This is a genomic window from Nocardia higoensis NBRC 100133 (genome assembly GCF_000308595.1).
In the GTDB taxonomy this organism is placed as follows: Bacteria; Actinomycetota; Actinomycetes; order Mycobacteriales; family Mycobacteriaceae; genus Nocardia; species Nocardia higoensis.
Window position 1 is genome coordinate 19,493 of the sequence record NZ_BAGA01000011.1, and the last position, 12,614, is coordinate 32,106.

At 70.1% G+C, this 12,614-nt stretch carries 14 protein-coding genes; 10 read left to right on the forward strand and 4 right to left on the reverse strand.

Translation table 11 applies throughout. The annotated features are described in order from the left end of the window. The first annotated feature begins 165 nt into the window (after positions 1-165). From ON26_RS02010 to ON26_RS02040, 7 genes are read left to right on the forward strand one after another with little or no spacing between them, the layout of a single operon-like run. Positions 166-1,101, forward strand: coding sequence for a DUF4129 domain-containing protein (locus ON26_RS02010; protein WP_040794228.1), 936 nt, complete (start codon positions 166-168; stop codon positions 1,099-1,101). Then, positions 1,098-1,595 (forward strand): hypothetical protein, encoded by a 498-nt coding sequence (locus ON26_RS02015; RefSeq protein ID WP_040794210.1) that lies wholly within the window; start codon positions 1,098-1,100, stop codon positions 1,593-1,595. Before ON26_RS02010 ends, ON26_RS02015 begins: the two co-directional genes overlap by 4 nt. A 12-nt stretch (positions 1,596-1,607) precedes the next feature. Next, positions 1,608-2,570, forward strand: a complete 963-nt coding sequence (locus tag ON26_RS02020) for an AAA family ATPase (RefSeq protein WP_040794211.1) — start codon at positions 1,608-1,610, stop codon at positions 2,568-2,570. A 10-nt stretch (positions 2,571-2,580) separates the two neighbouring features. Further along, positions 2,581-3,855 (forward strand): DUF58 domain-containing protein, encoded by a 1,275-nt coding sequence (locus ON26_RS02025; RefSeq protein ID WP_040794212.1) that lies wholly within the window; start codon positions 2,581-2,583, stop codon positions 3,853-3,855. Continuing rightward, the gene (locus tag ON26_RS02030) at positions 3,852-4,316 is read left to right on the forward strand and encodes a hypothetical protein (protein WP_040794213.1); all 465 of its coding nucleotides are present in this window, start codon (positions 3,852-3,854) and stop codon (positions 4,314-4,316) included. The genes ON26_RS02025 and ON26_RS02030 overlap by 4 nt, the downstream gene beginning before the upstream one ends. A gap of 21 nt (positions 4,317-4,337) precedes the next feature. Next, positions 4,338-4,571 carry a type II toxin-antitoxin system Phd/YefM family antitoxin gene (locus ON26_RS02035; protein ID WP_040794214.1) on the forward strand — a complete coding sequence of 78 codons (234 nt, stop codon included), beginning with the start codon at positions 4,338-4,340 and terminating at the stop codon, positions 4,569-4,571. Then, the gene (locus ON26_RS02040) at positions 4,564-4,833 is read left to right on the forward strand and encodes a Txe/YoeB family addiction module toxin (protein ID WP_040794215.1); all 270 of its coding nucleotides are present in this window, start codon (positions 4,564-4,566) and stop codon (positions 4,831-4,833) included. The genes ON26_RS02035 and ON26_RS02040 overlap by 8 nt, the downstream gene beginning before the upstream one ends. Before the next feature lie 41 nt (positions 4,834-4,874). On the opposite strand, the gene ON26_RS02045 is transcribed toward ON26_RS02040, so the two are convergent. The 4 genes from ON26_RS02045 to kstD form a co-directional block, all read right to left on the reverse strand. After that, positions 4,875-5,225, reverse strand: a complete 351-nt coding sequence (locus tag ON26_RS02045) for a zinc ribbon domain-containing protein YjdM (RefSeq protein ID WP_040794216.1) — start codon at positions 5,223-5,225, stop codon at positions 4,875-4,877. Between the two features lie 56 nt (positions 5,226-5,281). Further along, positions 5,282-6,091: an alpha/beta fold hydrolase gene (locus tag ON26_RS02050; protein WP_040794217.1), complete on the reverse strand. Its 810-nt coding sequence runs from the start codon at positions 6,089-6,091 to the stop codon at positions 5,282-5,284. A 278-nt stretch (positions 6,092-6,369) separates the two neighbouring features. Continuing rightward, a complete protein-coding gene (chsH3, locus tag ON26_RS02055; RefSeq protein WP_040794218.1) occupies positions 6,370-7,230 on the reverse strand; it encodes an enoyl-CoA hydratase ChsH3 in 861 nt (286 codons plus the stop codon). Positions 7,231-7,339: 109 nt separating this feature from the next. Then, a complete protein-coding gene (kstD, locus tag ON26_RS02060; RefSeq protein WP_040794229.1) occupies positions 7,340-9,055 on the reverse strand; it encodes a 3-oxosteroid 1-dehydrogenase in 1,716 nt (571 codons plus the stop codon). A 108-nt stretch (positions 9,056-9,163) separates the two neighbouring features. Between kstD and ON26_RS02065 the strand changes: the two genes are divergently transcribed. From ON26_RS02065 to ON26_RS02075, 3 genes are all read left to right on the forward strand, one after another. Beyond that, positions 9,164-10,804 carry an FAD-binding protein gene (locus ON26_RS02065; RefSeq protein WP_040794219.1) on the forward strand — a complete coding sequence of 547 codons (1,641 nt, stop codon included), beginning with the start codon at positions 9,164-9,166 and terminating at the stop codon, positions 10,802-10,804. A 1-nt stretch (position 10,805) separates the two neighbouring features. Then, positions 10,806-11,591 carry a 2-keto-4-pentenoate hydratase gene (locus ON26_RS02070; RefSeq protein ID WP_040794220.1) on the forward strand — a complete coding sequence of 262 codons (786 nt, stop codon included), beginning with the start codon at positions 10,806-10,808 and terminating at the stop codon, positions 11,589-11,591. Positions 11,592-11,674: 83 nt separating this feature from the next. Beyond that, entirely contained in the window at positions 11,675-12,586 is a 912-nt protein-coding gene (locus ON26_RS02075; RefSeq protein WP_040794221.1) for an acetaldehyde dehydrogenase (acetylating), read from the forward strand. Positions 12,587-12,614 lie beyond the last annotated feature (28 nt).

Sequence of the window (12,614 nt, forward strand, 5' to 3'; positions counted from 1 at the left end):
ACCGGAGTACCGCCTACCTGCGGCGAAACCCGCGCTACCAGCGGGTACGAAGTCTGCGATTCGGCCCCGGCGGCACCGCCCGGCATGTCAGGATGTGGCTGTTTCGGGTGGTTACGGATGTGGTGGCGAATGGTCGTGGTGCGGGCGCATGCGCCGATATACCGCGTGATCGGGGCGGTCGCGCTGGTCGCGCTCGCCGCCCTCGCCCTGCGCGGGCACATCCCCGGCGCACCGGCCGCCGAGACGACCTCCGGGTCCGGCCCCTCGCCGCTGACCGTCGCGGTGATGCCGGTGTTGCTGACCGTCTCCATCGTGGTGCTGGTCGCGGGCGTGGTCGCCAGCCGGCACCGCTTGCCGTTGAGCATGCCCGAGCCCGAGCACGAGACCGAGCCGCTGAACCTCCGGTGGGGCCGCAACGGGTTGATCCTGCTGGCCGTGCTCGCGGGGCTCGCCCTGATTCCGGCGGCCGTCTCGGCGCTGTTATTCGTGCGGATCGGCGGCGGCGCTCCGGCGGCTCCCCCCGGCGGGGACGCGCCCTCGGGAGGTCGGCCCACCGGCACGCCCACCCTCGGGCCGGGCACGACCACCCAGCTCACCGGTGCCGAACTGCGGCTGGCCATCGTGGCGGCCGTGGTGCTGGTCGCCGTGGCCTGCGTCGGCCTGGTGGTCGTCGGCGTCACCGCCCGCCGCAGGCCGGCGCCGAGCGCGCCCGCCGAACGACCGATGGCGCCGGCCGAGCAGGACAACCTGGCCAGGGCCGCCGAGATGGGGCTGGCGGCGATGAACGCGCCCGGCCAGGAACCGCGCACCGCCATCATCGCCTGCTATGTCGCGATGGAACGCGGCCTGGCCTCCGACCGCACGGCCGCGCCGAAAGCCTCCGATACTCCGATGGAAGTGCTGGCCAGGGCGTTCGCGAGCGGCAAACTGCACGACGCCTCCGCCAGGGAGCTGGTCGCGCTGTTCGAGGAGGCCAGGTTCAGCCCGCACGCGATGCTCGAATGGCAGCGCATGCGCGCCGAGCAGTTGCTGCGCGTGGTGCTGGCGGATCTGCAGGGCGCGAGCCTGGCGAGCGCGGGAATGCGCGGGGAGGGTGGATGAGCCGCAATGCCGTGGTGGTGACGGCCGTCCTCGTGGCGCTGCTGGCGGAGGTCGTCGCCTTCGCCCGGTGGCGGGAGGCCTTGCTGCCGCTGGCCGCGCTGCCGGTCGCCCTCGCGCTGGTGCTGCTGGTCGCCTCGCTGCGCGAGCACCGGGCGGCCCCGGCGGACGACCGATCCGAGGAGATCGACAACGGTCCCGCCGAGATGCTGCGGCGCTGGCAGGCCAGGGCGGAGATGCTGGCCGCCCGCGCGGACGGCACCCGCGCCGACTGGGACCGCCACCTGCGTCCGCTGCTGGCCAAGGAATTCGAGCTGTCGGCGGGTACCCGGGTGGCGAAGAACCGGCGGGCGATGGAGACGGCGGGACTGCACCTGTTCGGGCCGGACCTGTGGCGCTGGGTCGATCCGGCCGATTCCGAAGTTCGTGATCAGAGCACACCCGCACCGGGCAGGGCGGCGCTGGACGAGATCCTCGGCCGCCTGCAGAGAATGTGAGACGAGTTGAGCATGACCATGCCATTGGAGGCGACCGTCCAGCGCGCCGACGCGGTCCTGCGGGAGCTGTCCCGCGTCGTCGTCGGCAAGCAGGAGGAGTTGCGGCTGATCATGATCGCCGTGCTCTCCGGCGGCCACATCCTCATCGAGGATCTGCCCGGGCTCGGCAAGACGCTGATCGCCCGGTCCTTCGCCGCGGCGCTGGGCCTGGAGTTCACCCGCGTGCAGTTCACCCCCGACCTGCTGCCCGCCGACCTGCTCGGCTCCACCATCTACGACATGAACTCCGGCCGGTTCAACTTCCGCCGCGGCCCGGTGTTCACCAATGTGCTGCTGGCCGACGAGATCAACCGCACCCCGCCCAAGACCCAGGCCGCGCTGCTGGAGGCGATGGCCGAGGGACAGGTCAGCATGGACGGCGAAACCTTCCCGCTGCCACAGCCTTTCATCGTGCTGGCCACCGACAACCCGATCGAGTACGAGGGCACCTACCCGCTGCCCGAAGCCCAGCTCGACCGATTCGCCGTCCTGCTGCGGCTGGGATATCTGTCCGAGCACGACGAGACGCAGATGATCCGGCGCAGGCTCGAACGCGGCTCCGTGCAGCCCGAGGTGAACCGGGTCGTCGACGCGCACACGCTGCTGGAGATGCGCCAGGCCGTCGAGTACGTCACGGTGCATCCCGACGTGGTCGGCTATGTGGTGGCGCTGGCGAGCGCGACCCGCGGGCATCCGCAGGTTGAGGTCGGCGCGAGCCCGCGCGCGGAGCTGGATCTGGTGCAGATGGCGCGGGCCAGGGCGCTGCTGCTCGGCCGTGACTACGTCATCCCCGAGGACGTGAAGGTGCTGGCGATCCCCGCGATGGCCCATCGCATCACGCTGCGCCCGGAGATGTGGGTGCGCCGCGTGCGCGGGGAGGACGTGATCGGCGAACTGCTGCGCAGGCTGCCGGTGCCGCGCGCCACCGCGACCTGAGGCGCGCGAGATGAGACATCGCGACGCGCAGGCCACGGTCGAGGCCGAATTACGGTGGCGGCCATCGCCTCTGGCGTACATGCTGGCCGGGTGCGCGGCGGTCGCGCTGCTGCTGGCGGTGGCGTTCGCGCGCTGGCAGCCGGTGGTGTTCGCCGCGCCCATGCTCGGCGTGCTGGCCACGGCGCCCTGGCAGCGCGCGCGCACGGTGATCGGGCTCGACGGCGGCGGTGCCCAGCGCTGTTTCGAGGTCGAGCGGGTGGAGTACTCGGTCGCGGCGTACGTGGAGTCCGGGCACGCGCTGCTGCGGCTCGCGCCCGAGCCGATGACCGGCTTGGACATCGCCGTCGAGCAGACCGACGATTCCGGCGCGGGACCGGCGGGACTGCGCCTGAGCGTGTCCGCGGCGCGGTGGGGCCGATATCCGTTGTCCGTGCGGGTCACCGCGCTGAATCCGTCGGGGCTGGTCACCGCGAGCGAGATCATGCCCGCCGGACAGCTCTTCGTGTATCCGGTGACCGATCCGCAGCGTATGCGCATGCCGAGAACCGAACTGCCCGAACGCCTCGGCACCCATCTCACCCGCAGGCACGGCCCCGGCGTCGAATACGCCGACATCCGGGTCTACAGTCCCGGCGATCAACTGCGCACGGTGAACTGGCCGGTCAGTGCCCGGCGCGGGCGGCTGTTCGTCACCGAGCGCCTCACCAACCGCTCCGCCGACGTCGTGGTGCTGATCGACACCTCGCTGCAGGCCCCCGGCCCGGCCACCGACGCGCTGGAGCTGTCGGTGCGCGGCGCGGCCCAGGTGGTCCAGTCCACGCTCGCGGCGGGCGACCGCACCGCGGTGGTGTGCCTCGGCGACCAGCCGCGCTGGCTGCGCCCCGATATCGGCCGCCGCCAGTTCTACCGCATCGTCGACACCGTGCTGGCCGTCGGCGACGAGCACATCCCCACCACCGGCACCCTCGCCCCGCACGCCGCCGTCCCGCTCGGCGCGGTCGTCGTCGCCTTCTCCACCCTGCTCGACACCCAGTTCGCGCTGGCCCTCATCGACCTGCGCAAACGCGGTCACGTTGTGGTCGTGGTCGACGTGCTGCGCGGCACCCCTTTCCGCGACGAGCTCGACGAGACGCTGTCGCGCATGTGGCATCTGGAGCGCGCCGCGATGTATCGCGACATGGCGGCCGTCGGCGTCGACATCGTCGGCTGGCCCGAGGACGTGCGTCTAGACCAGGCCATGCGCCTGCTGCCCGCCCACCGCCGAAGCACCAGGATCCGCCGATGACCCGTTTCCTCGCCGTCCTGGCCGGCGTCCTGCTCACCGCGGGCGTGGCCCTGCTCTCCGCGCCCGCCGCCCTGGCGGCCCTGGTCCTGGTGGTCCTCGGCTGGTGGTTCCGCGCCGCCGCCGTCGCCGCGGTCCTGCTCGCGCTCGCGGTCCTGACTTTCGCCGCCGATGTCGGCGCGGTCGAATCGGCCGCCACCGGCCTGGTCGCGACCGCCTACCTCCTCAACGCCGCCACCGTCTCCGCCCCCTCCGGCGTCGTCCCCACCACCCTCCCCTCGGTGCTCGGCGCCATCGGCTTCACCGCTTGCGCCGCCGCCGCGGCACTGCTGCCCGTGAACCTCGCCTGGGCCCCCGCCCTCGCCCCGATGGCAGTGATCGTCGTGTACTACCTGGTCGTTCAATCCCTGGCTCCCCGCCGGACCCACGCGCCCCAGCATCTCGAGGCAACGGGCACTCGATAGGGGCGCACACGCAGGGGCACCGTGCGCCAGAACCTATTCGCCCTGGTGAAGCAGGTCAATGACGATCATGACACTGTCACTGTGGTGACGAAAACCGGCGAGAATGCCGTACTGGTCTCCGAATCGGACTGGAATTCGATGCAGGAGACCATGTACGTCCTCGCTACCCACGGCGGGGTCCGCCTACTCGAATCCGCGCAAGAGGCCCAGTGGGGAGAGTTCGAGGCGCATGAATTGATAGACCCTGATGACTGAGCGCAAGCTGGTGTTCACCCGGTACGGCTGGGAGACCTACTCGTCCTGGCTGGCTCGTGATCGCACGGTCTCGAAAGCTGCGAACAAGCAGATCGCGGCTGCGCTCGCCGGCCCGTTCACCGGGGTGGGCAAGCCGGAGCCGTTGAAGCATCAACTCTCCGGCCAGTGGTCGCGGCGGATTACTCGCGAACATCGACTGGTGTATCAGGTCACCGAGACCGAAATCGTGATCGTCGCGGTCGGCGGGCACTACGGCGAGTAGTCCGAGATGCCCGCCGATGCGGGCTCGGCCGCCCGGGCGGGTCAGACTTTCTTGACCACGCTCGATTTGAGCTGCATCGGTCCGATGCCGTCGACCTTGCAGTCGATGTCGTGATCGCCGATCCCGGCGACCAGCCGGATATTGCGGACCTTGGTGCCCGCCTTGATGCCCGTCGCGCTGCCTTTCACCTTCAGTGTCTTGACCACCGTCACGGTGTCGCCGTCCGAGAGCACATTGCCGACGGCGTCCCGGATCACCCCGCCCTCGGAGGCGTCGTCGTTGCGGGCGGTCGGGGTCCATTCGTGCGCGCATTCGGGGCAGACGAGCAGCGCGCCGAGTTCGTAGGTGTACTCGCAGGAGCAGGCAGGGCAGGGTGGCAGTTCCGCGGTCATCGCTGGATGTCCTCTTCCGGTGGGCGTCTCGGGAGTTCTGTGGCCGAGCAGGAAACTCAGCGGCCGAGGAGGAAGTCGATGATCACGCGGTTGACCTCCTCCGGCCGTTCCAGATAGCCCAGGTGGCCGCAGCGCTCGATCTCGACGTAACGGGAATCGGGGATGGCCTCGGCCACTTCCCGCCCGAGGAACGCCGGGGCCATGCGATCGTCGGCGAATCCGACGACCAGGCTCGGGGCGGTGATGCGCGCGTACGCGGCGAGGCGGTCCTGCGACCGGTCCATCCCCAGTTGGGCGCGCACGCCCGCGGACGGTGTCGCGGAGGCGCCGAACTCGAAGATGTCGAGCCACTCCTGCGCCTTGGCGGGGTCCTGCACGGTGTGCGGGGAGAGGTTGAGCATCACCTTGACCGCCGCCGCGTATTCCGGCGGCAATTGGACGCGCTTGTCGTGCAAGGCCTGCTCGCCCAGGTTCAGCGTGCGCGCGAGCGGATGCGGGCGGCCGACGGTCGCGAGCATGACCGCCCTGCGCACGAGTTCGGGGCGGGCCAGCGCCAGCTCCTGCACCACCCGCGCGCCCATCGAAGTGCCCACCACGTGCGCGGGGCCGCCGCCGAGGTGTTCGATCAGCGCGGCCGTGTCGGCGACCAGGTCCTCCACGCGCATGCCGCCTGCGCACTCGGCCGAGGGCGCGATACCGCGGTTGTCCATGGTCGCGACCCGGAATCCGGCCTCGACCAGCGCGGGCACCTGGTAGGTGCGCCATACTCGTCCGGGACTGCCTGCTCCCATGACCAGCACGACCAGCGGCCCCGTGCCACTCACGTCGTAGCTGAGGGCGATCCCGTTGAGGGTGGCTATGGGCATGGTCCTTCTTTCGCGCGGGGGGAGGCCGGGGCATTCCCTCTACAGGTGTGCCCGTCTGTCTGATTGCATGATTTCTAAACTAAACAGACAATGATTCTAAAGGAGACGTCCGTGACCGATAGCTCCGCATCGACCCTCTGTGTCCGGACGCCGCTCGACCATGCCGGAACTGCCGCGTGGGTGCGCGAGGTCGCCGAGCTGACCGCACCGGATGCAGTGGTCCAGATGTCGTACGGTATGGCTGGGAGACCTACCCGCCCACCGCGAGGGTCTGTGGTCTAGCGGAACGTCAGGCTGACATCGTTCAAGACCGGCGCGTCGTCGCGCTCGACGGCGGTGGCGGCGATGGTCAATTCGCCGTCCCCACGCCAGATCCGGGCACGGATGGTCTCGCCCGGGTAGAGGACGCCGGCGAAGCGGGCGCGATAGCCGGTGACGCGGGTCGCGTCGGAATCCAGCACGTTGTCGGTGGCCGCCTTGCAGACCAGGCCGTAGGTGCACAGGCCGTGCAGGATCGGGTTGGGGAAGCCGGCGGCTCGGGCGAAGGCGGGGTCGGAGTGCAGGGGATTGCGGTCGCCGAGCATCCGGTAGAGCAGGGCCTGCTGGGGGAGGGTCGGGATGAGCAGCTCGAGATCCGGGTCCCGTTCGGGGAGTTCGGCTTTGGTGCTCGGGCCGCGTTCGCCGCCGAAACCGCCCTCGCCCTTGGCGAAGATCGAGGAGCGGGTGGTCCACAGCGGCTCGCCGTCGGAGCCGGTGATGGTGTGCTCCTGCACGATCACCGCCGCCGAGCCCTTGTCCCACAGCTCGGCGACCCGGCCGGTGCCGGTCGCCTTGCCCGCGGCCGGGATCGGCCGGTGCACGTGAACCTCCTGGTGCGCGTGCACGACCTTGGCCAGGTCGATGTCGATGCCGGGGAAGCTCACCTTCGGCGGCTCGGTCTCGTGCAGCGTCTGGGCGACGGTGGCGAAGCCGGGCAGCACCTGGGGCTCGCGGTCGTCGAGATAGCGCAGCTCGGCCTGATCGGTCCAGCGTGCGCCCGCGCCGAGACCCAGGTGGTAGAGCTGCACGTCGGAAGGGGTCCAGGCGAACTCCCGCGCGGGCAGCTCGGCCCCGAGCGCTACGGACGGATCGATGGGCATCGGATGTTCTCCTCGTGAAGCGGTGGATGGATGGGCCGTGCCTGTCGGTCATCCCGCGTCGTGAGCCCCGGTGCGCGGAACACCGGAGCCCACCGAGCGGACGCTGTGTTCAGGCCTGGGCCGAAGCGGTGGCCGCCTGCGCCTTCTTGCGTTCGACGATGTCGAGCACCGACAGGTAACCGAAGGTGATGGCGGGGCCGATGGTCGCGCCGGGACCGGCGTAGGTGTGGCCCATGACCGGGGTCGAGCAGTTGCCGGAGGCATAGAGGCCGGGGATGGTGGTGCCGTCCTCGCGCAGCACGCGACCGGAGGAGTCGGCGACCAGGCCGCCCTTGGTGCCGAGATCGCCGGGCACGATCTTGGCGGCGTAGAACGGTCCCTGCGAGATCTCGGCCAGGCACGGGTTCGGCTTGACCGTCGGATCGCCGTAGTAGCGGTCGTAATGACTGTCGCCGCGCCCGAAGTCGGCATCCTTGCCGGACTGGGCGAAACCGTTGAAGCGCTGCACCGTCGAGGCGAGGCTGTCCGCGGGCACGCCGATCCGGTCGGCCAGCTCCTCGACCGTGGCGGCCTTGACGATGTTGTCGTTCTCCATCCAGCGCGACGGGAACTTCAGGCCCGGCTGCAGCCCCGCGAAGATGTAGCGGTCGCGGTAGCGCTGGTCGAACACCAGCCATGCGGGAACGTTCTCACCCGGCCCCTCGCCCTGGCCGTACTCGCCGCCGTACATGGTGTGCACGGCCTCCACGTACGGGGCGGACTCGTTGCCGAACCGCTTGCCCTGTGAGTTGACCATGATGCAGCCCGGCAGATTCCGCTCGGCGAGCGCGAACCACGGCTTGCCGCCCTTGAACACCGTCGGGCCCCACCACGCGTCCTCCATGAAGCCCACGTCGGCGCCCACGTCCATGCCCGCCTGGATGCCGTCGCCGGTGTTGGCGGCCGCACCCGTGGTCCATTCGGTGGTGATCGGCGCGCGCTGGTACTTCTCGCGCATCTCGGCGTTGTGCTCGAAGCCGCCGCTGCCGAGCACCACGCCGTAGCGCGCGGTGAACACCGTCGGCTTGCCGTCGAGCAGTGCCTCCACGCCGGTGACCACGCCGTCGGTGACGACCAGCTTGGTCATCGGTGTCTCCAGCAGCACCGGCACGTCGGCGTCGAGCAGCCCCTTGCGCATGGCGGCGATGATCGCCCGGCCCATGCCGACGATCTCCTTGCCGGTGAACTTCGCCAGGTAGGTGCGCGCGCCGACGCGCAGCGCCCGCATCATGCCCTTCGGGTGGCGGCGGATCAGGTTCAGCCGGACGTAATCGGCCTGCATGACAACGACATTGAGCGGCGCCTTGGCGTACGGCGGCTCCAGCTTGTCCTTCTCCGCGCCGAGGGTCTTCAGGTTGAACGGTTTGGGCTCGCACGAGCGGCCCTGGCCGAGACCGCCGGGGGCCTCCGGGTAGTAGTCGGAGTAGCCGGGCACCCACTTCATCTTCAGCGGGGTGTGGTCGAGCACGAAGTCGAAGGCCTCGGCGCCGCGGTCGATATAGGTGTCGATCCGGTCCTTGGGCACCACGTCGCCGATGATGCTGTGCAGGTAGGTGCGGGCCTGTTCGCGGTCGTCGGGACGACCGGAGGCCAGCAGCGCCTTGTTGCCGGGGATCCAGACGCCGCCGCCGGAGCGAGCGGTCGAGCCACCGTAGTGCGCTGCCTTCTCGAGGACGACGACCCGCAGTCCGTGATGGGCGGCGGTGAGGGCGGCGGTCATGCCTGCGGCGCCGCTGCCGACGACCACCACGTCGTAGCTGTGTGGGTCAAGAACCGGATCAGTCATGTAGAACACGTTATAGAATGGACGCGCCGTTGGTCTATGTTGAGAGGCAGAAGAGTTGTCCGGCGTCTCATCCGCCGGGAAAACCTGTTTCAGTTCGGAGTAGAGTGCATGGGCCAGGATGCTGAATTCACCCCTGATTTCCCCGCAGATCTCACCGCCGATGTCGTGGTGATCGGCTTCGGCGCGGCGGGTGCGTGCGCGGCGCTCGAAGCGGCGGGCGCCGGAGCCGATGTGCTCGTCCTCGAACGGTTCACCGGCGGGGGTACCTCGGCGCTGTCGGGCGGCATCATCTACGCCGGCGGCGGCACCTCGGTGCAACGCGCCGCCGGCGTGCCGGACTCGCCCGAGCAGATGCTGGCCTACCTGCGTCGCGAGGTCGGCGACGCGGTGTCGCCGGAGACCCTGCAGCGCTTCGTGGACGAGAGCCCGGCGATGATCGACTGGCTGTCCGGCCACGGGGTTCCCTTCGACGCCTCGCTGTGCCCGTACAAGACCTCGTACCCGAACGACAAGTACTACCTCTACTACAGCGGCAGCGAGGTCTCCGGCTACGGCCGCGAGGTCGCGGTGCCCGCGCAGCGTGGCCATCGCGTCAAGGGGCGTGGCACTTCGGGCAAGAAGATGACCGGCCCGCTCATCGCCTCCGCGCTGCGCCACGGCGTGCGCGTCGAATCCCTCACCACCGCGACCCGGCTGCTCACCGATGCCGACGGCGCGGTGGTCGGCGTCGAGTGCCGGACCCTGCGCGCGGCCCCCGTCCGCGTGCGGTCCCGCTACATCAGGCTGGCCGCGATCGCCGCCAAGCCCGGCATCTACTACCCGCCGCTGCGCAAGACCCTCATGCGGCAGCTCGACGCGCTCGACCGCCGCTACGGCCGCACCATCCGGGTGCGCGCCGAACGGGGCGTGGTGGTCAGCGCGGGCGGGTTCATCTCCAACCGGGAGATGGTGCGGCAGTACGGCCCGCAGTACCGGCACGGCCTGGAGCTGGGCAGCATGGGCGACGACGGCAGCGGCATCCTGATGTCGCAGCGGGTCGGCGCTGCCACCGACCGGATGGGCAATATCTCGGCATGGCGGTTCATCCTGCCGCCGAGCAGCTTCACCGGCGCGCTGCTGGTCGATGCCCGCGGCCGCCGCGTGGTGGACGAGACCCGCTACGGAGCCGCGGTCGGTCACCTGCTGGTCAACGAGCACGACGGGCAGGGCTGGGTGCTCGCCGACGACGAGCGCATGCGCACCGCGATCCGGCAGATCGGCACCGAGGCGGCCTGGTTCCAGCGGGCCCAGTTCGAGGTCATGCGGCGCAACGCCAAGCGCGGAAAAACCCTCGAGGACGCGGCGCGCGCCGCGGGCATCGACCCGGCCGGGCTGCGCGCCACCGTCGAGGAACACAACGCGGCGATCGCGGCGGGCGAGCCCGACCCGGTCGGCAAGCCCGCCGAATTCACCGAATCGGTGCGCGGCGGACCGTATTGGTTGTTGGATGTAGGTATCAAGCCGAGCCTGACCAACCCCTGCCCGATGCTCACCCTCGGCGGCGTGGTCGTCGACGAGACCACCGGAGCGGTGAGATCGACTGCCGGGCAGGTCATTCCCGGCCTGTTCGCGGCGGGGCGGACCGCCGTCGGGATCTGTTCGGACTCGTACGTCAGCGGACTGTCGCTCGCCGACTGCGTCTTCTCCGGCCGGCGAGCCGGACGCCACGCGGCGCGCGTGACCGAAGGAGCCACAGCGGAAGGAATCTGACGTGTTGTCCGACGCGGAACGAATCGAACTGGCCGACGAGCTGGCGAAGGCCGAAGCGCAGCGGATCCCGATCGACCCGCTGGTGGCCCGGCATCCCGGCATCGACGTGGTGGACGCCTACGAGATCCAGCTCATCAACATCCGCCGCCGTCTGAACGGGGGCGCGCGGGTGGTCGGCCACAAGGTCGGCCTGTCCTCCCTGGCCATGCAGCAGATGATGGGCGTGGACGAGCCCGACTACGGCCATCTGCTCGCCGAGATGGAGGTGTTCGAGGACGTCCCGGTTCCGGCCGGCGATTACCTGTTCCCGCGCGTGGAGGTCGAGGTCGGGTTCGTGCTCGGCGCGGACCTGCCCGGCGAGGACTGCACCGAGGCCGACGTGCTGGCCGCCACCGTCGCCTACGCCCCCGCGATCGAACTGATCGACTCCAGGATCAAGGACTGGAAGATCGGGCTGTGCGACACCATCTCCGACAACGCCTCCTCGGCCGGCTTCGTGCTCGGCCGCGAGCGTGTCGCGCCCGCCGACATCGACATCAAGGCCATCGACGCCGTGCTCACCCGCAACGGCGAGGTCGTCGCCGAGGGGCGCAGCGACGCGGTACTCGGTGACCCGGTGATCGCGGTGGCGTGGCTGGCGCGCAAGGTCGCCTCGTTCGGGGTGCGGTTGAAGAAGGGCGACATCGTGCTGCCCGGCTCCTGCACCCGCGCCATCGACGCCCGCCCCGGCGACGACTTCCTCGCCGAGTTCGCCGGGCTCGGGTCGGTGCGTCTTCGATTCGGCTAGACCGCCGGACCAGCACCGCCGAACCGGCTACGGCACAACAGCTTCGGCACAACAGCTCTGGACAACACACCGAGGAGGACGCCGTGTCAGCACAAGGCACCGTCACCGCCGCGATCGTCGGCTCCGGCAACATCAGTACCGATCTGCTGTACAAACTGCTGCGATCGGAGTCGATCGAGCCGCGGTGGATGATCGGCATCGACCCCGACAGCGAGGGCCTGAAGCGGGCGCGCGGGCTCGGCCTGGAGACCTCGCACGAGGGCGTGGACTGGCTGCTCGGGCAGTCCGAACTGCCCGACGTGATCTTCGAGGCCACCTCCGCCTACGTCCATCGCGCCGCCGCGCCCCGCTACGCCGAGGCGGGCATCCGCGCCGTCGACCTCACCCCGGCCGCCGTCGGCCCGGCGGTGGTGCCGCCGGTGAACCTCGACGCGAACATCGACGCCCCCAACGTCAACATGATCACCTGCGGCGGCCAGGCCACCATTCCGATCGTGGCCGCCGTCTCGCGCGTGGTCCCGGTGCCCTACGCCGAGATCGTCGCCTCGGTGTCGTCGGTCTCGGCCGGTCCCGGCACCAGGGCCAATATCGACGAGTTCACCAAGACCACCAGCCGCGGCGTCGAGACCATCGGCGGCGCGCGGCGCGGCAAGGCGATCATCGTCCTCAACCCGGCCGAGCCGCCGATGATCATGCGCGACACCATCTTCTGCGCGATTCCCGACGACGCCGACACCGACGAGATCGCCGACTCCATCCACCGGATGGTCGCCGACATCCAGCAGTACGTGCCCGGTTACCGGCTGCTCAACGAACCGCAGTTCGACGAGCCGTCGGTGGTCTCCGGCGGGCACGCCAAGGTGTCGGTGTTCGTCGAGGTCGAGGGCGCGGGCGACTTCCTGCCGCCGTACGCGGGCAACCTCGACATCATGACCGCGGCGGCCACGAAGGTCGGCGAGGTCATCGCCCAGCAGATCACCGCGGCCAGGGTGTGAGGAGCAGCCATCATGACCTATTCAGCAG

What these genes read in the sequence shown, in the direction of transcription:
- ON26_RS02015 (WP_040794210.1), top strand. Translation starts at nt 1,098, where the DNA reads ATGAGCCGCAATGCCGTGGTGGTGACGGCCGTCCTCGTGGCGCTGCTG.
- ON26_RS02020 (WP_040794211.1), top strand. Translation starts at nt 1,608, where the DNA reads ATGACCATGCCATTGGAGGCGACCGTCCAGCGCGCCGACGCGGTCCTG.
- ON26_RS02025 (WP_040794212.1), top strand. Translation starts at nt 2,581, where the DNA reads ATGAGACATCGCGACGCGCAGGCCACGGTCGAGGCCGAATTACGGTGG.
- ON26_RS02030 (WP_040794213.1), top strand. Translation starts at nt 3,852, where the DNA reads ATGACCCGTTTCCTCGCCGTCCTGGCCGGCGTCCTGCTCACCGCGGGC.
- ON26_RS02040 (WP_040794215.1), top strand. Translation starts at nt 4,564, where the DNA reads ATGACTGAGCGCAAGCTGGTGTTCACCCGGTACGGCTGGGAGACCTAC.
- ON26_RS02045 (WP_040794216.1), bottom strand. Translation starts at nt 5,225, where the DNA reads ATGACCGCGGAACTGCCACCCTGCCCTGCCTGCTCCTGCGAGTACACC.
- ON26_RS02050 (WP_040794217.1), bottom strand. Translation starts at nt 6,091, where the DNA reads ATGCCCATAGCCACCCTCAACGGGATCGCCCTCAGCTACGACGTGAGT.
- chsH3 (WP_040794218.1), bottom strand. Translation starts at nt 7,230, where the DNA reads ATGCCCATCGATCCGTCCGTAGCGCTCGGGGCCGAGCTGCCCGCGCGG.
- kstD (WP_040794229.1), bottom strand. Translation starts at nt 9,055, where the DNA reads ATGACTGATCCGGTTCTTGACCCACACAGCTACGACGTGGTGGTCGTC.
- ON26_RS02065 (WP_040794219.1), top strand. Translation starts at nt 9,164, where the DNA reads ATGGGCCAGGATGCTGAATTCACCCCTGATTTCCCCGCAGATCTCACC.